The 25,572-nt window shown below is 71.4% G+C and carries 23 protein-coding genes; 2 read left to right on the top strand and 21 right to left on the bottom strand.

Going from position 1 to position 25,572, the window contains the following annotated elements; translation table 11 throughout:
* Positions 1-91 precede the first annotated feature (91 nt).
* The 4 genes from ACFVJX_RS23345 to fmt all read right to left on the bottom strand — a co-directional run bounded on the left by ACFVJX_RS23345 (position 92) and on the right by fmt (position 4,527).
* Entirely contained in the window at positions 92-1,108 is a 1,017-nt protein-coding gene (locus ACFVJX_RS23345) for a sugar-binding transcriptional regulator (RefSeq protein ID WP_384133841.1), read from the bottom strand.
* Between the two features lie 164 nt (positions 1,109-1,272).
* Positions 1,273-1,953 (bottom strand): ribulose-phosphate 3-epimerase, encoded by a 681-nt coding sequence (gene rpe, locus ACFVJX_RS23340; protein ID WP_384133752.1) that lies wholly within the window; start codon positions 1,951-1,953, stop codon positions 1,273-1,275.
* Between the two features lie 134 nt (positions 1,954-2,087).
* Positions 2,088-3,521 (bottom strand): RsmB/NOP family class I SAM-dependent RNA methyltransferase, encoded by a 1,434-nt coding sequence (locus ACFVJX_RS23335; protein ID WP_384133755.1) that lies wholly within the window; start codon positions 3,519-3,521, stop codon positions 2,088-2,090.
* 73 nt (positions 3,522-3,594) lie between these two features.
* Entirely contained in the window at positions 3,595-4,527 is a 933-nt protein-coding gene (gene fmt / locus ACFVJX_RS23330) for a methionyl-tRNA formyltransferase (protein WP_384133758.1), read from the bottom strand.
* Positions 4,528-4,768: 241 nt separating this feature from the next.
* Here fmt and ACFVJX_RS23325 point away from each other — a divergent pair, with 241 nt between their 5' ends.
* Entirely contained in the window at positions 4,769-5,314 is a 546-nt protein-coding gene (locus ACFVJX_RS23325) for a hypothetical protein (RefSeq protein ID WP_384133761.1), read from the top strand.
* A 448-nt stretch (positions 5,315-5,762) separates the two neighbouring features.
* On the opposite strand, the gene ACFVJX_RS23320 is transcribed toward ACFVJX_RS23325, so the two are convergent.
* From ACFVJX_RS23320 to pyrR, 14 genes are all read right to left on the bottom strand, one after another.
* Positions 5,763-7,913, bottom strand: coding sequence for a primosomal protein N' (locus ACFVJX_RS23320; protein ID WP_384133764.1), 2,151 nt, complete (start codon positions 7,911-7,913; stop codon positions 5,763-5,765).
* 193 nt (positions 7,914-8,106) lie between these two features.
* Positions 8,107-9,315, bottom strand: coding sequence for a methionine adenosyltransferase (metK, locus tag ACFVJX_RS23315; RefSeq protein WP_384133767.1), 1,209 nt, complete (start codon positions 9,313-9,315; stop codon positions 8,107-8,109).
* Positions 9,316-9,557: 242 nt separating this feature from the next.
* Entirely contained in the window at positions 9,558-10,760 is a 1,203-nt protein-coding gene (gene coaBC, locus ACFVJX_RS23310; protein WP_384133770.1) for a bifunctional phosphopantothenoylcysteine decarboxylase/phosphopantothenate--cysteine ligase CoaBC, read from the bottom strand.
* Between the two features lie 144 nt (positions 10,761-10,904).
* Entirely contained in the window at positions 10,905-11,177 is a 273-nt protein-coding gene (rpoZ, locus tag ACFVJX_RS23305; protein ID WP_003970369.1) for a DNA-directed RNA polymerase subunit omega, read from the bottom strand.
* 92 nt (positions 11,178-11,269) lie between these two features.
* Positions 11,270-11,887: a guanylate kinase gene (gene gmk / locus ACFVJX_RS23300; RefSeq protein WP_384133773.1), complete on the bottom strand. Its 618-nt coding sequence runs from the start codon at positions 11,885-11,887 to the stop codon at positions 11,270-11,272.
* Between the two features lie 38 nt (positions 11,888-11,925).
* Positions 11,926-12,249 (bottom strand): integration host factor, encoded by a 324-nt coding sequence (locus ACFVJX_RS23295; protein WP_018524251.1) that lies wholly within the window; start codon positions 12,247-12,249, stop codon positions 11,926-11,928.
* Positions 12,250-12,494: 245 nt separating this feature from the next.
* Positions 12,495-13,334: an orotidine-5'-phosphate decarboxylase gene (gene pyrF, locus ACFVJX_RS23290; protein WP_384133776.1), complete on the bottom strand. Its 840-nt coding sequence runs from the start codon at positions 13,332-13,334 to the stop codon at positions 12,495-12,497.
* On the bottom strand, positions 13,331-14,440 hold the full coding sequence (locus tag ACFVJX_RS23285; protein WP_384133779.1) for a quinone-dependent dihydroorotate dehydrogenase: 1,110 nt from the start codon (positions 14,438-14,440) through the stop codon (positions 13,331-13,333). Before ACFVJX_RS23285 ends, pyrF begins: the two co-directional genes overlap by 4 nt.
* 66 nt (positions 14,441-14,506) lie before the next feature.
* Positions 14,507-17,815 carry a carbamoyl-phosphate synthase large subunit gene (gene carB / locus ACFVJX_RS23280; protein ID WP_384133782.1) on the bottom strand — a complete coding sequence of 1,103 codons (3,309 nt, stop codon included), beginning with the start codon at positions 17,813-17,815 and terminating at the stop codon, positions 14,507-14,509.
* Positions 17,808-18,950 carry a glutamine-hydrolyzing carbamoyl-phosphate synthase small subunit gene (carA, locus tag ACFVJX_RS23275; RefSeq protein ID WP_384133785.1) on the bottom strand — a complete coding sequence of 381 codons (1,143 nt, stop codon included), beginning with the start codon at positions 18,948-18,950 and terminating at the stop codon, positions 17,808-17,810. The genes carB and carA overlap by 8 nt, the downstream gene beginning before the upstream one ends.
* Positions 18,947-19,534, bottom strand: coding sequence for a hypothetical protein (locus tag ACFVJX_RS23270; protein ID WP_384133788.1), 588 nt, complete (start codon positions 19,532-19,534; stop codon positions 18,947-18,949). The genes carA and ACFVJX_RS23270 overlap by 4 nt, the downstream gene beginning before the upstream one ends.
* Positions 19,531-20,817, bottom strand: coding sequence for a dihydroorotase (locus ACFVJX_RS23265; RefSeq protein ID WP_384133790.1), 1,287 nt, complete (start codon positions 20,815-20,817; stop codon positions 19,531-19,533). Before ACFVJX_RS23265 ends, ACFVJX_RS23270 begins: the two co-directional genes overlap by 4 nt.
* 2 nt (positions 20,818-20,819) lie before the next feature.
* On the bottom strand, positions 20,820-21,815 hold the full coding sequence (locus ACFVJX_RS23260; RefSeq protein WP_384133793.1) for an aspartate carbamoyltransferase catalytic subunit: 996 nt from the start codon (positions 21,813-21,815) through the stop codon (positions 20,820-20,822).
* 86 nt (positions 21,816-21,901) lie between these two features.
* Positions 21,902-22,486 (bottom strand): bifunctional pyr operon transcriptional regulator/uracil phosphoribosyltransferase PyrR, encoded by a 585-nt coding sequence (gene pyrR, locus ACFVJX_RS23255; protein WP_384133796.1) that lies wholly within the window; start codon positions 22,484-22,486, stop codon positions 21,902-21,904.
* A gap of 221 nt (positions 22,487-22,707) precedes the next feature.
* On the opposite strand from pyrR, the gene bldD reads away from it, so the two are divergent.
* Positions 22,708-23,208 carry a transcriptional regulator BldD gene (gene bldD, locus ACFVJX_RS23250; RefSeq protein ID WP_014157378.1) on the top strand — a complete coding sequence of 167 codons (501 nt, stop codon included), beginning with the start codon at positions 22,708-22,710 and terminating at the stop codon, positions 23,206-23,208.
* Between the two features lie 172 nt (positions 23,209-23,380).
* Here bldD and nusB read toward each other — a convergent pair whose 3' ends face one another.
* Genes nusB through ACFVJX_RS23235 form a run of 3 tightly spaced genes read right to left on the bottom strand, consistent with a single transcriptional unit; the run spans position 23,381 to position 25,538 of the window.
* Positions 23,381-23,812, bottom strand: a complete 432-nt coding sequence (gene nusB, locus ACFVJX_RS23245) for a transcription antitermination factor NusB (RefSeq protein ID WP_024490948.1) — start codon at positions 23,810-23,812, stop codon at positions 23,381-23,383.
* Between the two features lie 2 nt (positions 23,813-23,814).
* Positions 23,815-24,381, bottom strand: a complete 567-nt coding sequence (gene efp / locus ACFVJX_RS23240; RefSeq protein ID WP_024490947.1) for an elongation factor P — start codon at positions 24,379-24,381, stop codon at positions 23,815-23,817.
* A gap of 50 nt (positions 24,382-24,431) precedes the next feature.
* On the bottom strand, positions 24,432-25,538 hold the full coding sequence (locus ACFVJX_RS23235; protein ID WP_384133801.1) for an aminopeptidase P family protein: 1,107 nt from the start codon (positions 25,536-25,538) through the stop codon (positions 24,432-24,434).
* Positions 25,539-25,572: the final 34 nt, after the last annotated feature.

Genomic DNA, 25,572 nt, shown 5'->3' with positions numbered 1-25,572 from the left:
GGAGAGACGGTGGTCCTTCCGCTCGTCGCCCGCAACCGCGTCATCGGCATGCTGACGCTCGGCAAACCGTCCGACCCCCTCCGTCCTCGCCTCACTCCCCGTCCGGGTCGGCCCGCTCCAGTGCGGGCCTGCGCGGCGCGGCCGAGTCGGTCAGCAGGAAGTCGGCCGCCGCGGTGTCCGTCACCAGACTGGTGACCAGCCCCGACCGCAGCACCGCCCCGATCGCCGCGGCCTTGCGCTGGCCGCCCGCGATCGCCACCACCTCGGGGATCCGGCGCAGCCGGTCCGCCTCGACCGTGATGCAGCGCTCGCCCAGGTCCCGGCCGACCCGCCGGCCCTCCGAGTCGAAGAGGTGCGCCGACATCTCGGCGGCGACGCCGAGCGAGGCGTAGTGACCCCGCTCCTCGTCGGACAGCATGTCGTGGACCGTGGAGATACCGGGCTCCCAGGAGCCGATGGACACCGCCGCGACCGTCACCTTGTCGAAGTACTCGAAGGCGCGGGCGATCCCGGTCTGGTGGCGCAGCGCGGCGGCCGTCGCCGGGTCGGGCAGCAGCATCGGCGCGTAGATCGGGTGGGCCTCGCCACCGGAGACCTGCGCGGCCCGCCGGACGGCCTCGACCGAGCCGCGCTCGGCGGTCCCCGCGTCGTACACCCCGGTGAGCTGCACGACCGTGCACGGCGGCAGCCGGTCCAGGGCGGCGGCCATGTGGATGGTGGAGCGGCCCCAGGCGAGCCCGAGCACGTCCCCCTCGTTCACCAGTTCGCCGAGCAGGTCGGCCGCGACCTCGCCCAGGTTCTCCGGGTCCGCGGCGTCGTCCTGCTCCTCCGCGGGGGATTCGACCACGACCGCGTGGCGCAGCCCGTAGCGGGCCCGGAGCGCGTCGGAACGCTCGGCGTCCAGCTCGGCGGGGACCCGGATCTCGATGCGTACGAGGTCACGCTCCAGCGCCGTCTCCAGGACCCTGGCGACCTTGAAGCGGCTGACGCCGAACTCCTCAGCGATCTGGATCTTGGATTTGCCCTCGAGGTAGAAGCGGCGGGCCATGGCCGCCGCCTGCACCAGCTCCGCGGGCCCCATCCGCAGGGCGGACCGGCCCGCCGACATTGCAGACACCGCGTTCTCCTCACTGCTGTTCACGCTCTCGATACGCCGTTCATCCTGTCAGATACGGCGATCCTTGATCGGTCCCGTCGGACCGCGTTCATCTGCCCTTGGCCGGGTCGACCGGCGATCGGGGGCCGGAGCGGCTGCCTGCTCCGTCACCCGTGTCAGTGGCCGCACCACTGCGCCGAGGAGATCGCTCCGTCGGCCTTGTCGCGCAGCGCCCGCACCGCCGCGGCGGGGTCCTTGGCGCCGTACACGGCGGAGCCGGCTACGAAGACGTCGGCGCCCGCCTCCGCGCACCGCTCGATCGTGGACTCGGAGACCCCGCCGTCGACCTGGAGCCACAGTTCGAGACCGTGCCGGGAGATCAGTTCACGGGTGCGGCGGATCTTCGGCAGCATGATGTCCAGGAAGGACTGGCCGCCGAAGCCCGGCTCCACGGTCATGATCAGCAGCATGTCGAGCTCGGGGAGCAGGTCCTCGTAGGGCTCGATGGGCGTCGCCGGCTTGAGCGCCATCGAGGCGCGGGCGCCCTTGGCCCGGATCTCCCGCGCCAGCCGTACGGGGGCGGCCGCGGCCTCCGCGTGGAAGGTGACGGATCCCGCCCCCGCCTCGACGTAGCTCGGGGCCCAGCGGTCCGCGTCCTCGATCATCAGATGGCAGTCCAGCGGCGTGGCCGTGGCCCGGCTGAGCGCTTCCACGATCGGAACGCCGAGGGTCAGATTGGGCACGAAGTGGTTGTCCATGACATCGACATGGAGCCAGTCGGCGCCTTCGACGGCCTGCGCCTCCTCGGCGAGACGTGCGAAGTCGGCGGAGAGAATGCTGGGGTTGATCTGGGCCATGGGCCAAGCCTGCCATGTTCTGCGGCACTTCCCCGCTTCGGTGCGCCCCAAAGCCTCACGGGATCATTACGGTTCGCGCATTCCCGGCGTTTTCGCCCCCGGACCGGGGGCGACCGCTCCGTCGGCGGGTGTGATCAGCCGGTACGCCGCAGCACGGCGAGGTACATGGCGTCCGTGCCGTGCAGATGCGGCCACAGCTGGACGTCGGGTCCGTCGCCCAGGGCGGGCACCCCGGGCATCAGCGGACGGGCGTCGACCCACTCGGCCTCGACCGGTGCCCCGCCGCGGCCCTTGAGCACGTCCTCGACGACCACGCGGGTCTCCGCGAGGTGCGGGGAACAGGTCGCGTATCCGACGACACCACCGATCCGTACGGCCTTCAGCGCCTCGCTCAGCAGACCGCGCTGGAGCGGGGCGAAGCTCTCCAGATCCTCCTTGCGGCGGCGCCAGCGGGCCTCCGGCCGACGGCGCAGCGCACCGAGACCCGAGCACGGGACGTCCATCAGGATGCGGTCGAAGGTACCGGGCTGCCAGGGCGGGCGGGTGCCGTCGGCGGTGATCACCTGGTACGGGCCGGGGTTGCCGGCCAGGGAGCGCTCGACGAGGCGGGCCCGGTGCGGCTGCTTCTCCGCGGCGAGCAGGGCGGCGCCGCGTCCGGCCGCCAGGGCGGCGAGCAGGGCGGCCTTCCCGCCGGGGCCGGCGCAGCCGTCGAGCCAGCGGGTGTCGCTGCCCTCCAGAGGGGCGTTGGCCAGGGCGGCGGCGACGAGCTGGCTGCCCTCGTCCTGGACACCGGCGCGGCTCTCCTGCACGGCGGCCAGGGCGCCCGGCTCGCCGCCCTCGGCCATCCGCACCGCGTACGGGGACCAGCGGCCGGGGAGCCCGTTCTCCTCGCCGAGCGTCTCCAGCAGTTCGGCGGTGGTCGAGCGGCCGGGCCGGGCGACGAGGGTGACCTCGGGCCGTTCGTTGTCGGCCTCCAGGAGGTCCTCGATACCCGCGCGGCCGCCGCCCAGCGCGTCCCAGAGCGCGGATACGACCCAACGCGGATGCGAGTGCACGACGGCGAGGTGGTCCTCCGCGTCGTCCTCGTACGAGGGGGCGACCCGCGCCACCCATCCGTCGAGGTCGTCCGCGGACACCTTGCGCAGTACGGCGTTGACGAACTTGGCGCGGCCCTCACCGAGCACCACCCGGGCCAGCTCCACACTGGCGGAGACCGCAGCGTGCGTCGGGATACGGGTGCCGAGCAGCTGGTGCACGCCCATGTTCAGCACGTCCAGGACGGGCGGGTCGACCTCGCGCAGCGGCCGGTCGATGCAGGCGGCGACGATCGCGTCGTACGTGCCCTGCCGGCGCAGCGTCCCGTAGACCAGCTCGGTCGCCAGCGCCGCGTCCCGGTTGTCGAAGTCGCCCTTGGCGCGGGCCTTCTTCAACAGCGGGGGAAGGACGAGGTTGGCGTACGCGTCGCGCTCGTCGACGGCCCGGAGGGCCTCGAAGGCGAGGAACCGGACCGGGTCCTTCTGCGGGCGGCGGTGCGGTGTGGCGGGACGGCGACGTGGCTGGTCGTTCACGTGAAAGGTGCTCCGCTGATGGTGAGAGGACGAACTGCCCCAGCCTACGTCCCCGCCCCGGCCGGGACCGCCCTCAGCTGCCGACGAGCTCGCCGGGAACGATGCGCACCCCGCGTGCCCAGTCCGCGGCGCGCATCGGCTTCTTGCCCTGCGGCTGGACCCAGAGCAGCTCGACGGCGTGCGATCCGGTGCCCACATAGACGTTGTTCTTGGCCGCGGAGAGCTCCCCGGGCGCCAGATCCGTCCGGTCCAGGACGGGCACGGCCTGGACGAGCTTGAGCCGCTCCCCGCGGAAGAGGGTCCAGGCGCCGGGGGCGGGGGTGCAGCCGCGGACCACCCGGTCGACGCGCAGGGCGGGCGCCGACCACTCGACCCGGGCGTCCTCCACGGTGATCTTCGGTGCGAGGGTGACCCCTTCGTCGGGCTGCGGAACGGCGTGCAGGGTGCCGTCCTCGATGCCGTCCATGGTCGCGGCGAGCAGCCCGGCGCCTGCGAACGCCAGCCGGGTCAGCAGATCGCCGCTGGTGTCGGTGGGCCGGACCTCCTCGGTGAGGACGCCGTACACGGGCCCGGAGTCGAGCCCCTCCTCGATCAGGAAGGTGGAGGCACCCGTCACCTCGTCGCCCGCCATGACCGCGTGCTGCACGGGGGCGGCGCCGCGCCAGGCGGGCAGCAGCGAGAAGTGCAGGTTGACCCAGCCGCGCGCGGGCACGTCGAGCGCGGTCTTGGGCAGCAGCGCCCCGTAGGCGACGACCGGGCAGCAGTCCGGCGCGATCTCCCGCAGCCGCGCCAGGAAGTCCTCGTCCCGCGGCCTGGCCGGCTTGAGCACCTCGATCCCGGCCTCCTCTGCCCGCTCGGCGACGGGGCTGGCCACCAGACGGCGCCCGCGCCCCGCGGGCGCGTCGGGCCGGGTCACGACGGCGGCGACCTCGTGCCGGCCTGAGGCGATCAGGGCGTCCAGTGCGGGTACGGCTACCTCGGGGGTGCCTGCGAAGACGAGCTTCATGGGTGGCTGACTGCCTCTCAGGCCGAAACGTTACGGTGACGAGCAACGCACAAGTCTATGGGCCCGGAGGCCTGTGGCCTCCCAGGGGGCGTACGCACCGTTGCGCGCCCCTCGCAATTGCGGATACGCCCCCGGAGCGTGACCAGATCCCGGGGTGAGGCGTTGGTCAAGAGAGATTGACCGAAGCGAGCCGCCACGGTGCGGCCCGATCCCTTTCAACGCCGGTTCGAGAGGCTTCTTCATGGCCGACCACGCAACCCACGACGCCCAAGCGCGGGCCAGCCTGCATCTTCTGGTGCGGGACATCGAGCGGGTCCGGCGGCAGGTGGACGCGCTGCGTACGCTCACCGCCCAACTGGGCAACGTCTACCGTCCGCGCCGCTCCGGCCCGTCCGCGGGCTTCGTCGTCTACGGCAGGGCCCCGGCCCCCACCGTCAGGCTGGCCCAGGAACTGCGGGACAGCGTCGAGACCCTGGTGACGGCGGCAGTGGACTTCGACCGTTCACTGGGCTTCTCCTGGGACGCGGTGGGCTCCGCGCTCGGAGTCACCAAGCAGGCGGTCCACCGCCGCTACGGCGCACGGCGCGCCACCCCCCAGCCGCTGGCGGCCGAGGCCGCCGAGCCCGTGGTGCAGCGTCCGGTGCCGGTGGTGCCCGGATCCCCCGCCGCACCCGCGCTGCCCTCCGTGCCTGCCGCACGATCGATGCCACCGCAGCCGTCGCCGGAGCGTCCGCCGTCGCGCGAGGATCTGCGCCCGGGCGCCTTCCCGGGACCGCGCAACGGCTGACACTCCCGGACCGGGGCGCGGGGTTCCGTCCTCAATCGCCGGACGGGCTTGATTGGGTGCCCCGTGGGGTGCGCCTGCCCGGTGGGTGGGGGGCGGTGCCCCTCCGGGGCGTCTCCTCAGAAATGGCGTGTTCACCCGGGTCCGAGAGGAGGGCCGGGTCGTACGCCATTTCCTGTGGGGACTCCCCTACACGTCCCCACCCCTGCATCACCCGCGTCTGCAGGCCAGTGTTGCGACTGTCGCAGACGCACGGCGGCCGGGTCCGGGGGCGTGCAGGGGAGTCCCCACAGGACGACGAACACAGACCCGGGTCCACCGCGTACCCGCCGCACGTTCGTCGTTTGAGGAGACGCCCCGGAGGGACCCCGGACCCCCACCCACCGGACAAGGCGCCCTGCGGGGAAACCCGCACCCCCGCGGAGCACCCGCACCCCAGGACCCCGCGCCGTCACCCGATGTCCGGCGGGTCCACCCGAATCCGCACCGCACCGCCACCCCCACCGCCCCGCGACATCCGCGCCGCCTGCGCCCCCTTGAGCGCGGCCGCCAGCGCCGCCCCGCTCCCCGGGCGCACCCGGACCAGGGCCCGCTCCCACGTCTCCCCCGGCGGCGCGTCGAACGGCCTGCGGGGCCGCCCCGGCTCACTGGTGGCGACCGGCACCGGGCCCAGCACCTCCGCGTCCGGCGGCAGCTGCGCGGCGGCCAGGAACGCGGCCAGTGCCTGCGGCTCCCCCGTCACCGACGCCATCCGGGACACCGGCGGGAAGCCCAGCTCGGCCCGTTCCGCGAGCTCGCGGCGCGCGTGCCCGACCGGGTCCCACCGCACCAGGGCCTGTACGGGCCGCAGCGTGGGCTCGGCGACGATCACCACCGTGCCGCCCTCCGGCTGCCCCCGCACCAGCGCGGCAGCGGCCGTCCAGCGGCGCAACGCCTCCTCCCCCGCCCGCAGGTCGGGGCGGCCGACCATCGCCCAGCCGTCCAGCAGCAGCGCCGCCGCGTAGCCGCCCTCCGCGACCGGTTCGGCGCCCGGAGTGCTGACCACGAGCGCGGGCACGCCCGGCACCGAGTCCAGTACGTGGTCGCGCCCGGAAGTACGTACCGGCACCGCCGGGAACGCCCGGCCGAGCTCCTCCGCGGTGCGGCGGGCGCCGACGATCTGGGCGCGCAGGCGACGGCCGCCGCAGGCGACACAGTGCCAGGACGTCTCGGCCCGCCCGCACCAGGCGCAGTTCAGGTCCTGCTGGTCGGGCGCCTCCAGCGGCCCCGCACAATGCCGGCACCGCGCGGGCTCCCGGCAGCGCTCGCAGGCCAGCCGGGGGGCGTACCCGCGACGCGGCACCTGCACCAGCACCGGGCCGCTGCGCAGCCCGTCCCGCACGGTCTGCCAGGCGAGGCTCGGCAGCCTGGCGGCCCGTGCGGCGCCGTCCCGTGCGAGCTCCCCGTCGCCGACGGTACGCACCAGCGGCGCCGCGATCCGGGTCTGTTCCCGGTCGGCGCGCAGCGGCAGCGCCCAGCCGCTCTCGACCAGCTGGGCCGCCTCCACGGTGCAGTTCGTACCGCCCAGGAGGAAGGCGCACCTGCTGTGGGCGGCCCGCAGCTCCAGGACCTCGCGGACATGCGGGAAGGGGGCGTTGTCGTCGCTGTGGCTGGAATCCCCGTCGTCCCAGACCGCGACCAGGCCGAGATCCGCGACCGGGGCGAACATCGCCGCCCTGGTCCCGACGACCGCCCGGACGGATCCGCGGCGCACGGCGAGCCACTCCCGGTAGCGCTTCTCGGGTCCGGACCCGGCCGTCAGCACGGCGTGACGGCCCTCGCCGAGAGCCTCGGTGAGGGCGGTGTCGACCCGTGCGGCGCTCCGCCCGTCGGGGACCACGACCAGTGCGCCACGGCCGGATGCGAGGGCAGCGGCGACGGCTCCGGCGATCTCCCGCGGCCAGTGCGGCCCCGGCAGCGCGGTCCACACGGCCCGGGGCGCACCGCCCCCGGCCAGCGCGTCCAGGAACGCCGGCCCCTGGGCGTAGCGCGCCCAGGTCCCGGGCACGGGGGCCGCGGGCGGCGGCAGCGGTTCGGGGGACGCCTTGGACTCGGCCCGGGCGTTGCGAGGAGGCACCGCGAGCTGGAGGACGTCCGCGAGACTGCCCGCGTACCGGTCGGCGACGGCCCGGGCGAGGCCGAGCAGCTCGGGTCCGAGTACCGGTTCGGGTGATACGACGGAGGCGAGCGCTGCCAGCGCGCCGCTGTAGTCGGACTCGGCCAGCCGCTCGACCAGGAATCCGTCGATCAGCCCGCCGCCCTCGCGCCGCCCGCCGCGGACGTTGCGCCCCCCGGCTCCGAAGCGCACGCGCACCCGCACCCCGGGCTGCGCCTCGGCGTCGAGCTCCTCAGGGACGGCGTAGTCGAAGTACTGGTCGAGATGGAGCGCGCCCTTGTTCACCAGGACGCGGGCGACGGGCAGTTCCTTGGCGAGCGCGGCACCGCGCCAGGTCCTGGGCTTGGCGCGGGGCACCTTGGCCCGGCGCACCGTCTCCCGGATCAGCGCAAGCTGCTCCGGCGCCCCGGCATCGGGCTCCTCGGACCGCTCGTTGTCGCTGCTCACAGCCAAATTCCTACCAGACGCCACTGACAGCCCGCGGCGCCACCGGCCGGGCCCGGCGCCGGCCCCGCCCGTTCCGGCGGGAAGGGACGGCGGAGCGCGGACACCGACGGCGGGAAGAGACAGCGGAGCCCGGACACCGATGAGGCGTCCGGGCTCCGGGAGAAAGCCTGGCCCCAGGGGGCCGGCGACGGACCTACAGGCCCGCGGCCTTGCGCAGGGCGTCGACCCGGTCCGTGCGCTCCCAGGTGAAGTCGGGGAGCTCACGGCCGAAGTGACCGTACGCGGCGGTCTGGGCGTAGATCGGGCGGAGCAGGTCGAGGGCGCGGATGATCGCGGCCGGGCGGAGGTCGAAGACCTCGCCGATGGCGTGCTCGATCTTCTCGGTCTCGATCGCGGCGGTACCGAACGTCTCGACGAAGAGACCCACCGGCTCGGCCTTGCCGATCGCGTAGGCGACCTGTACCTCGCAACGGGCCGCGAGGCCCGCCGCGACGACGTTCTTGGCTACCCAGCGCATCGCGTACGCGGCCGAGCGGTCCACCTTCGACGGGTCCTTGCCGGAGAAGGCGCCGCCGCCGTGGCGGGCCATGCCGCCGTACGTGTCGATGATGATCTTGCGGCCGGTGAGGCCGGCGTCGCCCATGGGGCCGCCGATCTCGAAGCGCCCGGTCGGGTTGACCAGCAGGCGGTAGCCCTCGGTGTCGAGCTTGATGCCGTCCTCGATCAGCTGGTTCAGGACGTGCTCGACGACGAACTCGCGGATGTCGGGAGCGAGCAGCGAGTCGAGGTCGATGTCGCTCGCGTGCTGCGAGGAGACGACGACCGTGTCGAGACGGACGGCCTTGTCGCCGTCGTACTCGATGGTGACCTGGGTCTTGCCGTCGGGGCGCAGGTACGGGATGGTCCCGTTCTTGCGGACCTCGGAGAGGCGGCGGGAGAGCCGGTGCGCGAGGTGGATCGGCAGCGGCATGAGCTCGGGCGTCTCGTCGCAGGCGTACCCGAACATCAGGCCCTGGTCGCCGGCGCCCTGCTTGTCGAGTTCGTCCTCGTCGCCCTCGACCCTCTTCTCGTACGCGGTGTCGACGCCCTGCGCGATGTCGGGCGACTGCGCGCCGATGGACACCGAGACGCCGCAGGAGGCGCCGTCGAAGCCCTTCTTGGAGGAGTCGTAGCCGATCTCGAGGATCTTGTCGCGCACGAGCTGGGCGATGGGGGCGTAGGCCTTGGTCGTGACCTCACCCGCAACGTGCACCAGACCTGTGGTGATCAAGGTCTCGACGGCGACACGCGACGTCGGGTCCTCGCGAAGGAGGGCATCGAGAATGGTGTCGCTGATCTGGTCAGCGATCTTGTCGGGGTGACCCTCGGTAACGGACTCCGAGGTGAAGAGACGGCGGGACACATCGCTCCCTGGGGTTGCAGCGGCTGCTGGCTGATCATTGGGCGGACGGGCCCGGGAGCTGCGCCCGGTACGGTCCTGGACCAGTTTATCGGTCGGCTCCGGCTGTCGGACAACGTGTCTCGCCCTTTGGGAGTTCTGTGACATGCGGCACTGGCGCCCCAAGGCCCCGAAGTGACCCCGATGGCGCCTTTGGGGCCTTTGTTCCCAAGGAATCGGACCGCCGGGGCCACGACACGAGAAATTCACGCAAGACGTGGCGACACGAGGTCCCAGACCGTGTCGGCGAGCGCTTCCTTGGGTCCGTGGGGCACCGGGGTCTCATCGCCGTCGGCCGCGAGCACCACCGCTTCGTTCTCCTCGGCGCCGAAGGTCCTGTGCTCCCCCACCTCGTTGACCACCAGCAGGTCGCAGCCCTTGCGGCGGAGCTTCTCGCGGCCGTTGGCCAGGACGTTGTCGGTCTCGGCGGCGAATCCGACCACGATCTGCTCCGGCCGGGCGCGTCGCGTGGCGACCTCGGCGAGGATGTCCGGGTTGCGGACGAGGGTGATCGGGGCGGGCTCCTGGCCGTCCTTCTTCTTGATCTTCCCCGCGGCGTACTCGGCCGGGCGGAAGTCGGCGACGGCCGCAGCCATCACCACGACGTCCGCGTCCGCCGCCGCCTTCAGCACGGCCTCGCGCAGCTGCATCGCCGTTCCGGCCCGGACGACGTCGGCGCCGGAGGGGTCCGGCAGGCCGGTGTTGGCCTCGACGAGCGTGACCCGGGCGCCGCGGGCGACGGCGGTGCGGGCGAGCGCGTATCCCTGCTTCCCGGAGGAGCGGTTGCCGAGGTAGCGGACCGGGTCGAGCGGCTCCCGGGTGCCGCCCGCACTGATCACGACGTGGCGGCCCGCCAGGTCGGGGACGACGGGTCCGCGCGCCAGCACCCGGCGGCAGACCTCGAAGATCTCCCCCGGGTCGGGCAGCCGGCCCTTGCCGGTGTCGACGCCGGTGAGCCGGCCGACGGCGGGCTCGATGACGACGGCGCCCCGGCGGCGCAGCGTGGCGACGTTCTCCTGGGTGGCCGGGTGCTCCCACATCTCGGTGTGCATGGCGGGCGCGAAGACGACCGGACAGCGGGCGGTGAGCAGTGTGTTGGTGAGCAGGTCGTCGGCGAGTCCGTGGGCGGCCTTGGCCAGCATGTCGGCGGTGGCGGGCGCGACGACGACGAGGTCGGCGTGCTGCCCGATGCGCACGTGCGGGACCTCGTGGACGTCGTTCCAGACCTCGGTCGAGACCGGGTGGCCGGAGAGCGCCGACCAGGTGGCCGCGCCCACGAAGTGGAGGGACGCCTCGGTCGGCACGACCCGTACGTCATGGCCGGACTCGGTCAGCCGCCGCAGCAGCTCGCACGCCTTGTACGCGGCGATGCCCCCGCTGACGCCCAGAACGACCTTCGGCTTCTCCACTGCGTCTCCCCGCACTCGGGTACGTAACCGGATACGTACGCACCCATGCTGCCTCACCGCCGCGGGCGCCGGACTGCCGCCCCGGGACACACCTCAGGCCCGGCGGTCGGACCGCCGGGCCTGAGGTGAAGGTGCGTTTCCTGCTTACTGCGCGGGGCCCTCGATGGCCTCGGAGGTCAGCAGGCCCGCGTTGATCTCGCGGAGTGCGATCGAGAGCGGCTTCTCGTGCACGTGGGTGTCGACGAGCGGACCGACGTACTCGAGGAGACCCTCACCGAGCTGCGAGTAGTACGCGTTGATCTGGCGCGCGCGCTTGGCGGCGTAGATCACGAGGCTGTACTTCGAGTCGGTTGCTTCGAGGAGCTCATCAATCGGCGGGTTGATGATGCCCTCGGGCGTGGTGATGGAAGAGGACACGCTCTGCCTTCCGAAGGGGATGAAGATCAAAGAAATCTTTGACAGTCAGGGGCTCTGTGGTGCGGTCCCCCGTGTCGGTGCGCCCGGTTCGTTCAGTCGCTTTCGGCACGGTGGCCGGAAGCCTCCAGCATCAAGGCTAGCAGCTCACGTGCCACGTCCTCGACGGAGGTATTGACAAGCGTCGTGTCGAACTCGGATTCGGCGGCCAGTTCGACCTTGGCCGCGCCGAGACGGCGCTCGATCACCTCGGGCGCCTCGGTGCCCCGGCCGGTGAGCCGGCGGACCAGCTCGTCCCAGCTCGGCGGCGCCAGGAAGACCAGCTGCGCGTCGGCCATCGACTGCCTGACCAGACGGGCACCCTGGAGATCGATCTCCAGCAGCACCGGTTCGCCCGCCTCCAGGCGCTCCTGCACCGCGCGGCGCGGCGTGCCGTAGCGGTTGCCGGCGAACTCGGCCCACTCCAGCAGTTCGCCGTTGGCGATCAGCTTGTCGAACTCCTCGTTGTCCACGAAGAAGTAGTGGACACCGTTGCGTTCGCCGGGGCGGGGCTTGCGGGTCGTCGCCGACACCGAGAGCCACACCTCGGGGTGGACCTTGCGCATATGCGCGACGACCGTGCTCTTGCCGACCCCCGAGGGGCCGGAGAGCACGGTCAGCCGCGGACGTACGTCCGGGGGTACGGGGGACGTCCCCCGGGATGTTGCAGCCATGGAGCGATTATCCAGGTTCTCAGGAGTGCCCGAGAACGTCAGGCGGCGCTGCCGCCGAACTCACGCTCCAGGGATGCGATCTGGTTGGAGCCAAGACCCCGGACCCGGCGGCTCTCGGAGATGCCGAGCCGCTCCATGATCTGCTTGGCACGGACCTTGCCGACGCCGGGCAGGGATTCCAGCAGGGCGGAGACCTTCATCTTGCCGATGACGTCGTTCTCCTGTCCCGACTTGATGACCTCGTGGAGGGAGGCGCCGGAATGCTTGAGTCGATTCTTGACCTCGGCCCGCTCCCGGCGAGCCGCGGCGGCCTTTTCGAGCGCGGCTGCGCGCTGTTCAGGGGTAAGGGGCGGAAGAGCCACGCCTACGTCACCTCGGATGTCGATCTGTCGGATACGGACCGGTGAGGCGACTGGATCGCCCCTCACCTGGTGAGCAACGAACAACCTGTGTGCGTTGGCTCTCGACGGAGACTAGCGGCCAAGGCCGCCGGAGTCAGCGAGAACAGACGAAAAGTCCTGGTCAGCCTTTGCCGACCAGGACATTCCAGGCATAACAACCGACTTTTTTGGTCAGGATTACGTCAACACGCTGTTACGTGGGATGGTCAGCCGTCCGAGACGGCCGCGCGGACCTCGTCCGCGAACCGCTCGGCGGCTTCGCGCAGCCCTGCCGCGTCCGGGCCGTGGCGCAGCACGCCCCGGCTCACGCTGGGGACCACATTGCCCAGCGCGGCGCCGAAGAGGGCCGGCAGATCGGCCGGGGTCGCGCCCTGGGCCCCGATGCCGGGCGCGAGCAGCGGTCCGTTGATCGCGAGGTCGACGCCCGCGTCGCCGAGCGTCGCACCGATCACCGCGCCGACCGAGCCGAGCGGGGTGGCCCCCTCGTTCTCGGCCGCCATGTGATCGAGCATCGTCCGGGCCAGCGAGCGGCCGTCGGCCGCGGTGGCGCGCTGCACCTCGGCGCCCTCCGGGTTGGAGGTGAGCGCCAGCACGAAGACGCCGGAGCCGGAGACCGCCGCCGCGTCGAGCGCGGGCCGCAGCGAGCCGAAGCCGAGGTACGGCGAGACGGTGACCGCGTCGGAGAACAGCGGCGAGTCCTTGTCGAGGTAGGTCGCGGCGTAGGCACCCATGGTGGAGCCGATGTCGCCGCGCTTGGCGTCCATGACGACGAGGGCGCCGGCCGCACGGGCCTCCTCCACCGCCTTCTCCAGGACGGCGATGCCGCGCGAGCCGAAGCGCTCGAAGAACGCGGACTGCGGCTTGAGCACGGCGACCCGGTCGGCCAGTGCCTCGACGACGGTACGGGTGAAGCGCTCCAGGCCCGCGACGTCGTCGTTCAGCCCCCAGGAGGTGAGCAGGGAGCCGTGCGGGTCGATGCCGACGCAGAGCTGTCCACGGGTGTCCATGGCCCGGCGCAGTCGTGCGCCGAAGGGTTCCAGGGTCATTTCACGGCCTTCCGGGATTCCGCGCCGACGGCATCGGCGAGGGTGGCGTAGGGAGAGGCGGCCAGGCGGGCGGCCAGGCCCTTGTGGACCGCGCGGGCGTAGCACGGGCCCTCGTAGATGAAGGCGCTGTAGCCCTGTACGAGCGTGGCGCCGGCGAGGATGCGCTGCCAGGCGTCCTCGGCGTTCTCGATGCCGCCGACACCCACCAGGGTGATCCGGTCGCCCACACGCCCGTAGAGGCGGCTCAGGACCTCCAGGGAGCGCTCCTTGAGGGGCGCGCCGGACAGTCCGCCGGTCTCCCCGGTCAGGGAGGGTGCGGACCGCAGGCCCAGGCTGTCGCGGGCGATGGTGGTGTTGGTGGCGATGATGCCGTCCAGACCCAGCTCGACGGCGAGGTCGGCGACCGCGTCGACGTCCTCGTCCGCGAGGTCGGGGGCGATCTTGACGAGGAGCGGGACCCGGCGTCCCGTGACGGTGCGGTCGGCGGCCTCGCGCACGGCGGACAGCAGCGGGCGCAGCGACTCGGTGGCCTGGAGGTTGCGCAGGCCCGGGGTGTTCGGCGAGGAGACGTTGACGACGAGGTAGTCGGCGTGGGCGGCGAGCCGCTCGGTGGACTTCACGTAGTCGGCGGCGGCCTCGGCCTCCGGGACCACCTTGGTCTTGCCGATGTTGACGCCGACCGTGGTCCGGAAGACCGGCACACGGCGGGCCAGGCGCTCGGCGACGGCGGCCGAGCCCTCGTTGTTGAACCCCATGCGGTTGATCAGCGCGCGGTCCTCGACGAGGCGGAACAGCCGCTTCCTGGGGTTGCCCGGCTGCGGTTCGCCGGTGACCGTGCCGATCTCGATGTGGTCGAAGCCGAGCATCGACATCCCGTCGATCGCGACGGCGTTCTTGTCGAAGCCGGCGGCGAGGCCGAAGGGGCCGTGCATCCGCAGGCCGAACGCCTCGGTGCGCAGTTCCTTGTGGCGCGGTGCGAGTGCGGCGGCGACGAAGGTGCGCAGGACGGGGATGCGGGCGGCGAGGCGGATCCAGCGGAACGCGGCGTGGTGGGCCTGCTCCGGGTCCATGCGCTTGAAGACCAGCTGGAAGAAGAGTCTGTACATCAGGGGGTGTCCTCGTCGTTCTCACGAAGAGGGGGACACCGTTTCCGGTGTCCCCCTGGGAGCGGGCTAGTCGCGGGCCGCGGTCAGATGTTCCGCGTGTTCCTGGAGGGAACTGACGCCCACGTCGCCGTGGGTGAGGGCGTCGATGCCCTGGACCGCGGCGGCCAGCGCCTGGACCGTGGTCAGGCACGGTACGGACCGGGCGACGGCCGCGGTGCGGATCTCGTAGCCGTCGAGCCGGCCGCCCGTTCCGTACGGCGTGTTGACGATGAGGTCGACCTCGCCGTCGTGGATCAGCTGGACGATGGTCTTCTCACCGTTCGGGCCCTCGCCCTCGGACTGCTTGCGCACGACACGGGCGTTGATGCCGTTGCGCTTGAGCACCTCGGCCGTGCCGGACGTGGCCATCAGCTCGAAGCCGTGGGCGACCAGCTCACGGGCCGGGAAGATCATCGAGCGCTTGTCCCGGTTGGCGACCGAGATGAAGGCACGGCCCGAGGTGGGCAGCGGCCCGTAGGCGCCGGCCTGCGACTTGGCGTACGCCGTGCCGAAGACCGAGTCGATGCCCATGACCTCGCCGGTGGAGCGCATCTCCGGGCCGAGGACCGTGTCGACGCCGCGGCCGCGGACGTCGCGGAAGCGCGACCACGGCATGACGGCCTCCTTGACGGAGATCGGCGCGTCCAGCGGCAGAGTGCCGCCGTCGCCGTGCTTGGGCAGCAGGCCCTCCTCCCGCAGCTCCGCGACGGTCGCGCCCAGCGAGATACGGGCGGCGGCCTTGGCGAGCGGGACAGCGGTCGCCTTCGAGGTGAAGGGGACGGTGCGCGAGGCGCGCGGGTTGGCTTCCAGGACGTAGAGGATGTCTCCGGAGAGCGCGAACTGGATGTTGATCAGCCCGCGTACGCCGACGCCCTTGGCGATGCCCTCGGTGGAGGCGCGCAGCCGCTTGATGTCGTAGCCGCCGAGGGTGATCGGGGGCAGGGCGCAGGCGGAGTCCCCGGAGTGGATACCGGCTTCCTCGATGTGCTCCATGACGCCGCCGAGGTAGAGCTCGGTGCCGTCGTAGAGCGCGTCCACGTCGATCTCGATGGCGTCGTCGAGGAAGCGGTCGACCAGGACCGGCCGGGTGGGGCTGATCTCGGTGGACTCCGAGATGTACGCCTCGAGGCGGGTCTCGTCGTACACGATCTCCATGCCGCGGCCGCCGAGCACGTACGAGGGGCGTACGAGGACGGGGTAGCCGATCTCGTCGGCGATGGCCTTGGCCCCGGCGAAGGTGGTGGCGGTGCCGTGCTTGGGGGCGGGCAGACCGGCCTCGGCCAGGACCTGTCCGAAGGCGCCGCGGTCCTCGGCGGCGTGGATGGCCTCCGGCGGGGTGCCGACGACGGGCACGCCGTTGTCCTTGAGCGCCTGGGCCAGGCCCAGCGGGGTCTGGCCGCCGAGCTGGACGATGACGCCGGCGATCGGGCCCGCGAGGGATTCCGCGTGCACGATCTCCAGCACGTCCTCCAGCGTCAGCGGCTCGAAGTACAGGCGGTCGGAGGTGTCGTAGTCCGTGGAGACGGTCTCCGGGTTGCAGTTGACCATCACAGTCTCGTAGCCCGCGTCGCTCAGCGCGAAGGAGGCGTGGACGCAGGAGTAGTCGAACTCGATGCCCTGGCCGATGCGGTTGGGGCCGGAGCCGAGGATGATCACCGCGGGCTTGGTGCGGGGCGCGACCTCGCTCTCCTCGTCGTAGGAGGAGTAGAAGTACGGCGTCTTCGCGGCGAACTCGGCGGCGCAGGTGTCGACCGTCTTGTAGACCGGACGGATGCCGAGCGCGTGCCGCACCTCGCGGACGACGTCCTCCCGCAGCCCTCGGATACCGGCGATCTGGGCGTCCGAGAAGCCGTGCCGCTTGGCTTCGGCGAGCAGCTCGGGCAGGAGCTTGTCGGCTGCGGCCAGCTCGTCGGCGATCTCCTTGATCAGGAAGAGCTGGTCGACGAACCAGGGGTCGATCCTCGTCGCGTCGAAGACCTCCTCCTGGGTGGCGCCGGCCCGGATCGCCTGCATCACGGTGTTGATGCGGCCGTCGGTCGGGCGGACCGCATCGGCCAGCAGTGCGGCCTTGTCGCCGGGGTCGCCGGTGAAGGCGAACTGCGAGCCCTTCTTCTCCAGGGAGCGCAGCGCCTTCTGCAGTGCCTCGGTGAAGTTGCGGCCGATCGCCATGGCCTCGCCCACCGACTTCATGGTGGTGGTGAGGGTGGAGTCGGCCGAGGGGAACTTCTCGAAGGCGAAGCGCGGGGCCTTGACGACGACGTAGTCGAGGGTCGGCTCGAAGGAGGCCGGCGTCTTCTCGGTGATGTCGTTGGGGATCTCGTCGAGCGTGTAACCGACGGCCAGCTTGGCGGCGATCTTGGCGATGGGGAAGCCGGTGGCCTTCGACGCCAGTGCCGAGGAGCGGGAGACGCGCGGGTTCATCTCGATCACGATGACCCGGCCGTCGGCCGGGTCGATGGCGAACTGGATGTTGCAGCCGCCGGTGTCGACGCCGACCTCGCGGATGATCGCGATGCCGATGTCGCGCAGCCGCTGGTACTCGCGGTCGGTGAGCGTCATCGAAGGGGCGACGGTGATGGAGTCACCCGTGTGGACGCCCATCGGGTCGAAGTTCTCGATGGAGCAGACGACCACGACGTTGTCGTTCTTGTCGCGCATCAGCTCCAGCTCGTACTCCTTCCAGCCGAGGATGGACTCCTCGAGGAGCACCTCGGTGGTCGGGGAGAGCGTGAGGCCCTGTCCGGCGATGCGGCGCAGCTCCTCCTCGTCGTGGGCGAAGCCGGAGCCGGCGCCGCCCATGGTGAAGGAGGGGCGGACGACGACGGGGTAGCCGCCGAGCGTGTCGACGCCCTTGATGATGTCGTCCATGGTGTGGCAGATGACCGAGCGGGCGGACTCGCCGTAGCCGATCTTCGCCTTGACGGCCTCGACGACACCCTTGAAGAGGTCGCGGTCCTCGCCCTTGTTGATGGCCTCGACGTTGGCGCCGATGAGCTCGACGCCGTACTTCTCCAGGACACCGTTCTCGTGCATCGAGATCGCGGTGTTGAGCGCGGTCTGGCCGCCCAGGGTGGGGAGCAGCGTGTCGGGGCGCTCCTTGGCGATGATCTTCTCGACGAACTCGGGTGTGATCGGCTCGACGTAGGTGGCGTCGGCGATCTCCGGGTCGGTCATGATCGTCGCCGGGTTGGAGTTCACCAGGATGACGCGCAGGCCCTCGGCCTTGAGGACCCGGCAGGCCTGGGTGCCTGAGTAGTCGAACTCGGCGGCCTGCCCGATGACGATCGGGCCGGAGCCGATGACCAGGACGGACTGGATATCGGAGCGCTTAGGCACGCTGGCCCTCCATCAGGGATACGAAACGGTCGAAGAGGTACGCGGCGTCGTGCGGGCCGGCGGCCGCCTCGGGGTGGTACTGGACGCTGAAGGCCGGCCGGTCCAGGAGCTGGAGGCCTTCGACGACCTGGTCGTTCAGGCAGACGTGGGAGACCTCGGCCCGTCCGTAGGCGGTGTCGGACGGCTTGTCGAGCGGGGCGTCGACGGCGAAGCCGTGGTTGTGCGCGGTGACCTCGACCTTGCCGGTCGAACGGTCCTGCACGGGCTGGTTGATGCCGCGGTGGCCGTACTTCAGCTTGTACGTGCCGAAGCCGAGCGCCCGGCCCAGGATCTGGTTGCCGAAGCAGATGCCGAAGAGCGGGGTCTTCCGCTCCAGGACGCCCCGCATGACGGAGACCGGGTGGTCGGCGGTCGACGGGTCGCCGGGGCCGTTGGAGAAGAAGACGCCGTCGGGCTGGACCGCGTACACCTCCTCCAGGGTGGCGGTGGCGGGCAGGACGTGCACCTCGATGCCGCGCTCGGCCAGCCGGTGCGGGGTCATGCCCTTGATGCCGAGGTCGATCGCCGCGACGGTGAACTTCCTGGTGCCGATCGCGGGGACGACGTAGGTCTCCTTGGTGGCGACCTCGGCGGAGAGGTCGGCGCCGCTCATCTCGGGGGCCCGGCGCACCCTGGCGAGCAGGGTCTCCTCGTCGGCGAGCGTGTCGCCGGAGAAGATGCCGACGCGCATCGCGCCGCGCTCGCGCAGGTGACGGGTGAGGGCGCGGGTGTCGATGCCGCTGATGCCGACGACGCCCTGGTTGTCGAGCTCCTCGTCGAGCGAACGCTGTGCGCGCCAGTTGGAGGAGACCCGCGCGGGGTCGCGCACCACGTAGCCGGCGACCCAGATCCGCCCGGACTCGGGGTCCTCGTCGTTCACACCGGTGTTGCCGACGTGCGGAGCCGTCATCACGACCACCTGGCGGTGGTACGAGGGGTCGGTCAGCGTCTCCTGGTAGCCGGTCATGCCGGTGGAGAACACCGCCTCGCCGAAGGTCTCCCCCACAGCCCCGTAGGCGCGGCCGTGGAAAGCGCGGCCGTCCTCCAGGACGAGTACGGCGGGAGCTTTGGCGGCTCCCCGGGTGGAGATCGTCATCGTGCGGTGCCTTCCGTAGAGCGGGTGAGGTGGTTGACGGCCTCGACCCAGGCGGGGTGTTCGGCCGAGTGGTCGGAGCGGAATCCGGAGTCGATCAGCTGGTCGCCGAGCGCCCAGGTGATGACCAGCAGCCCACCCTCGGGGAGTACCTTGCCGGCGAGGGCCTTGTCCGTCCGGGCCTCGCGCAGGTCCGCGGCCGGGACGAAGAAGTCCGTCGCGCCGGGCCGTACGACGTCCAGGCCCTGTTCGGTGAGGGTGAGCTCGACACGGCTGCGGGTGCCGAGGCCGTGGGCGACGACGCGGTCGAGCCACTGCCCGGCCGTCGTCGAGGCGTGGTAGCGCCCGGTCAGGGTGAGCAGCTTCTCGCCGTCGGCGAAGCCGTCCGGGGTGGTCGCGAGCTCGGACAGGCCGGACTGGAGGCTTCCGCGCCACTTCCATCCCTGGCGCATCAGCCAGTAGACGAACGCGACGAGGACCATCAGTCCGATCACCCAGCTGATGCGGGCGGACCAGTCGGTCACCTCCGCCGACTTCTGCTCGGCGGCCAGTTGGTACAGCTGATATTTGGGGCTGAGTGTTGTCACGCGAGCTTCCCGTCGACGAGCGTGGCACGGCCCCGCAGGAAGGTGTGGGTCACTCGCCCCGGCAGCTCGCGCCCCTCGTAGGGAGTGTTGCGGCTGCGGGAGGCGAAGCCCGCGGGGTCCACCGCTCCACGGTATGCCGGATCGACCAGGGTGAGGTTGGCGGGCTCACCCGCCGAGACGGGACGGCCGTGCCCTTCGAGCCGGCCGATGGCGGCCGGGCGCAGCGACATCCGGTCTGCGACGCCTGCCCAGTCGAGCAGTCCGGTCTCCACCATCGTCTGCTGGACGACCGAGAGCGCGGTCTCCAGGCCCACCATGCCCATGGCGGCGGCGGCCCACTCGCAGTCCTTGTCCTCGTGCGGGTGCGGGGCGTGGTCGGTGGCGACGCAGTCGATGGTGCCGTCGGCGAGTGCCTCGCGCAGGGCCATGACGTCGGCCTCGGTGCGCAGCGGCGGGTTCACCTTGTAGACCGGGTTGTAGGACCGTACGAGCTCGTCGGTGAGGAGCAGGTGGTGCGGGGTGACCTCGGCGGTGACGTTCCAGCCCTTGGACTTGGCCCAGCGGACGATCTCGACGGAGCCGGCGGTCGACAGGTGGCAGATGTGCACCCGGGAGTCGACGTGGGCGGCGAGCAGCACGTCGCGGGCGATGATCGACTCCTCGGCGACCGCGGGCCAGCCGCCGAGTCCGAGCTCGGCCGAGACGATGCCCTCGTTCATCTGGGCGCCCTCGGTGAGGCGGGGCTCCTGGGCGTGCTGGGCGACGACTCCGTCGAAGGCCTTCACGTACTCCAGTGCGCGGCGCATGATCACGGCGTCGTCGACGCACTTGCCGTCGTCGGAGAAGACCTTCACTCCGGCGGCCGAATCGTGCATGGCGCCGAGTTCGGCGAGCTGCTTGCCCTCCAGGCCGACGGTGACGGCGCCGATGGGCTGCACGTCGCAGTAGCCGGACTCCTTGCCGAGCCGCCAGACCTGCTCGACGACGCCGGCCGTGTCGGCGACCGGGAAGGTGTTGGCCATGGCGTGCACGGCGGTGAAGCCGCCGGTCGCGGCGGCCCTGGTGCCGGTCAGGACGGTCTCGGAGTCCTCGCGGCCGGGCTCGCGCAGGTGGGTGTGGAGGTCGACCAGGCCGGGCAGCAGGACCTGGCCCGCCGCCTCGATGACGGTGGCGTCGCCGGCGTCGAGGCCGGTGCCGACCGCCGCGACGGTCTCGCCGTCGATCAGGACGTCCGTCGGCTCGCCGCCGAGGAGCTTCGCGCCGCGGATAATGATCTTGCTCATGGTTACTTGGTCTCCTCGGTACGGGCGGCGGGCGACGGTTGGGACGGGGCGGCGGGCCCGGAGCCGCCCAGCAGCAGATAGAGCACGGCCATCCGGATCGAGACCCCGTTGGCGACCTGCTCGACGACCGTGCAGCGGTCGGAGTCGGCGACCTCGGCGGTGATCTCCATGCCGCGGACCATCGGGCCGGGGTGCATGACGATGGCGTGCTCGGGCATCTTCGCCATCCGCTCGCCGTCCAGGCCGTAGCGGCGGGAGTACTCGCGCTCGGTCGGGAAGTACGCGGCGTTCATCCGCTCACGCTGCACACGGAGCATCATCACCGCGTCCGAGGCCGGCAACACCTTGTCGAGGCTGTAGCTGACGTCGCAGGGCCACTGCTCGACGCCGACCGGGACGAGGGTGGGCGGCGCGACCAGCGTGACGTGGGCGCCGAGGGTGGTCAGGAGATGGACGTTGGAGCGGGCGACGCGGCTGTGCAGGATGTCGCCGACGATCGTGATCCGGCGGCCGTCCAGGTCCCGGCCGAGTCCGGCGTCCGCCCCTACGAGCCTGCGGCGCATGGTGAAGGCGTCCAGGAGGGCCTGGGTGGGGTGCTCGTGGGTGCCGTCACCGGCGTTGACGACCGCGCCGTCGATCCAGCCGGACGTGGCCAGGCGGTAGGGGGCTCCGGAGGCGCCGTGCCGGATGACGACGGCGTCCGCGCCCATCGCCTCCAGGGTGAGGGCGGTGTCCTTGAGGGACTCGCCCTTGGAGACGGAGGAGCCCTTGGCGGAGAAGTTGATGACATCGGCGGACAGCCGCTTGGCGGCCGCCTCGAAGGAGATGCGGGTACGGGTCGAGTCCTCGAAGAAGAGGTTGACGACGGTACGGCCGCGCAGGGTCGGGAGCTTCTTGATCGGCCGGTCCGCGACCCGGGCCATCTCCTCGGCGGTGTCGAGGATCAGGACGGCGTCGTCGCGGGTGAGGTCGGCGGCCGAGATGAGGTGGCGCTTCATCTGGGTGTTCTCCGGTGGCTGGAGGGTTCAGGCGTGCGGGCGTGCGGAAGCCGCCGTACGGCACGGTGGGCCGTACGGAAGGGCAGCTACTGCTCGACCGCCGGGGCGTCCTGCCCGACCCCGAGCAGCACGGCGTCGCGGCCGTCCTCCTCGGCGAGCTGGACCTTGACCGTCTCCCGCAGCGACGTGGGGAGGTTCTTGCCGACGTAGTCGGCACGGATCGGGAGTTCGCGGTGTCCTCGGTCGACGAGGACCGCGAGCTGTACCGCCCGGGGCCGGCCGATGTCGCCGAGCGCGTCGAGCGCGGCGCGGATCGTGCGGCCGGAGAAGAGGACGTCGTCGACGAGGACGACCAGGCGGCCTTCGATGCCCTCGCCGGGGATGTCGGTGCGGGCCAGGGCCCGGGCCGGGTGCATCCGCAGGTCGTCGCGGTACATCGTGATGTCGAGGGAGCCGACCGGCATCTTCCGGCCGGTGATCTCTTCGAGCTTGTCGGCGAGCCGGCGGGCGAGGAAGACGCCCCGGGTGGGAATGCCGAGAAGCACCACGTCGTCGGCGCCCTTGGCGCGTTCGACGATCTCGTGGGCGATACGGGTCAGTACTCGGGCGATGTCGGGGGCCTCGAGAACGGGGCGTGCCGCATTGCCGGTGGCGTCGTGCTGTGCGTCCATAAGAAACGGACCTCCTTCTCCGCCTCACTGGACGGATCTTAAAGGACGTCGAAATTGCGTCATCCACGTTACCAGGGCTTGTGCAGGGCCCTTGTCGCACCCCCGGGAGGTGGCGGTCCGGACCATTCAGCTTGACGCACCCAAGTAACGCTGCGTAACCTCACAGTGAGTTACCAGCCACGCGGCGGAGCCGCGAAATGTTCCAGCGTCCCGGGAGCCATATGTCCAGCGAATACGCAAAGCAGCTCGGGGCCAAGCTCCGTGCCATCCGCACCCAGCAGGGCCTCTCCCTCCATGGCGTGGAGGAGAAGTCCCAAGGCCGCTGGAAGGCCGTCGTGGTGGGATCGTACGAGCGCGGCGACCGTGCCGTGACCGTGCAGCGCCTCGCCGAGCTGGCCGACTTCTACGGTGTCCCCGTGCAGGAGCTCCTGCCCGGCACGACGCCCGGCGGCGCGGCCGAGCCGCCGCCGAAGCTCGTCCTGGACCTGGAGCGCCTCGCCCATGTCCCGCCGGAGAAGGCCGGACCGCTGCAGCGCTACGCGGCAACGATCCAGAGCCAGCGCGGTGACTACAACGGCAAGGTGCTCTCGATCCGCCAGGACGACCTGCGCACGCTTGCCGTGATCTACGACCAGTCGCCTTCCGTGCTGACGGAACAGCTGATCAGCTGGGGCGTGCTGGACGCGGACGCCCGCCGCGCGGTCGCCCACGACGAGGGCTGAGCAGCCCAGCAGAAACGTACCGCCGGATCGGCGGGGCCCTTTCCCGGATGCCCCGCCGGTCCGGCGTTCCTGTTTTCCGGCCCCCGGAGGGCCGCTGTCTCCGGCCCGGGATACGACGAAGGGCCCGCGGTCGGTGACCGTGGGCCCTTCGTCGGCTGAGCACCGCCGGCAGCTACTGCTCCCGGCGAAGGTTCGGCTTGAGGTCCTTGAAGCGGGCCAGCAGGCCGTTCACGAAGGACGGGGAGTCGTCGGTGGAGAACTCCTTGGCGATCTGCACCGCCTCGTCGATCACCACCGCGTCCGGTGTCGCGTCCACCCAGATCAGCTCGTACGCGCCGAGCCGCAGGATGTTCCGGTCGACGACCGGCATGCGGTCGATCTCCCAGTCCACGGCGTAGGTGACGATGAGGTCGTCGATCCGGTCCGCGTACTGCGCGTACCCCTCGACGAGCTCCATCGTGTACTCGGTGACCGGCGGCTGACGGGTGTCGGACCGCGAGTGCCGAACCCAGTCCGCGAGGACCGTCTGCACGGACTCACCGCGCTGGTCGGCCTCGAAGAGGATCTGGAAGGCACGCTTGCGGGCCGTATTCCGGGCAGCCACGGTTAGCTGTTCACCCGGCCGAGGTAATCGCCCGAACGGGTGTCGACCTTGATCTTCTCACCGGTCGTGATGAAGAGCGGGACACCGATCTCGTAACCGGTCTCCAGCGTGGCGGGCTTGGTGCCACCGGTGGAACGGTCGCCCTGGACGCCCGGATCCGTGTGCTGGATGACGAGCTCGACGGCGGCCGGCAGCTCGACGTAGAGCACCTCGCCCTCGTGCTGGGCCACCGAGGCGGTGAAGCCCTCGATCAGGAAGTTGGCGGCGTCGCCCACGGACTTGCGGTCGACCATGAGCTGGTCGTAGGTGTCCATGTCCATGAAGACGAAGTACTCGCCGTCCATGTACGAGAACTGCATGTCGCGTCGGTCAATGGTGGCCGTTTCGACCTTCACACCGGCGTTGAACGTCTTGTCGACGACCTTGCCGGAGAGCACGTTCTTGAGCTTGGTGCGCACGAAGGCAGGGCCCTTGCCGGGCTTGACGTGCTGGAACTCGACGACGGACCAGAGCTGGCCTCCGTCGAGCTTGAGCACCAGGCCGTTCTTGAGGTCGTTCGTGGAAGCCACGGTTGCGGAATCTCCTGGACTGAAGCTGGTGGAACGACCGAGGATGCGCGCTAGAGCGCGAGCAGCTCCTTGGTCGTAATGGTGAGTAGCTCGGGTCCGCCGTCCGCCTCGGGGCGCACGACGAGCGTGTCATCGATCCGGACCCCGCCCCGGCCCGGGAGGTGGACCCCCGGTTCGACGGTGACCGGCACACAAGCGTCCAGTTTACCCATGGCCGCAGGTGCCAGCTGCGGGTCCTCGTCGATTTCGAGCCCCACCCCGTGCCCCGTACGGGACGGAAGGCCCTCACCGTGGCCCGCGGAGTCCAGGAGATGGCGGGCCGCACGGTCCACGTCGCGGTAGGCGGCTCCGGGCACAAGTGCCTCTCGTCCAGCCCTCTGAGCGGCGAAAACCAGCTCGTAGAGCTCGATCTGCCAGTCGGCCGGAGCTGTTCCGATGACGAAGGTGCGGCCGATCTCGCAACGGTAACCGCGGTAGTTCGCACCAAGGCAGACGGAGAGGAAATCTCCTTCTTCCACCCTGCGGTCCGACGGCCGGTGGCGCCCCCGGCCGGAGTTGGGACCGGTGGCGACGGAGGTGGCGAAGGCGGGGCCGTCGGCGCCGTGGTCCACCAGTCTGCGCTCCAGTTCCAGCGCGAGGTGCCGCTCGGTGCGGCCGACCAGGATCGATTCGAGGAGTTCGCCGAGCGCCTGGTCGGTGATCTCGGCCGCGATCCGCAAGCAGCCGATCTCCTCCTCGTCCTTGACGATGCGCAGCTGCTCGACGGTGACCCCGAGGTCGGCCAGCCGGAGCTTCGGGGCGACCGCGCCCATGGCCCGGTGCCGGGCGACGGTCAGATCGTGTTCCTCGACGGCCAGGGACTCCGCGCCGTGGGAGGTGGCCAGATCCGCCGCGGCGACCACCGGATCGCCACCGGTGACCGACAGCAGGTCCACCCGGAGCTGGTCGTCGGTGCGTCCGTCGGCCGGATCTCCGGTCGGTGGGCGCGGGCAGAGCAGCACGTCCTCGTCGGGGCCGAGCAGCAGCACGGCGCCCGGCGGCGCTCCCCCGGCCAGATAGCGGACATTGGCGGGGCGGGAGACCAGGGCGGCCGCGGATCCGACGGCGGCGCACCGGTCGCGGAGCAGCCCGCGGCGGACGGCGTACACCTCTGACATGCATCGAGCGTACGAGCGCGGGCGCGGGCCCGCC

The organism is Streptomyces sp. NPDC127177 (genome assembly GCF_042672475.1).
Classification (GTDB): Bacteria; Actinomycetota; Actinomycetes; order Streptomycetales; family Streptomycetaceae; genus Streptomyces.
Note: the sequence above shows the minus strand (reverse complement) of the source record. Positions and strands in the feature narration are given on the sequence as shown.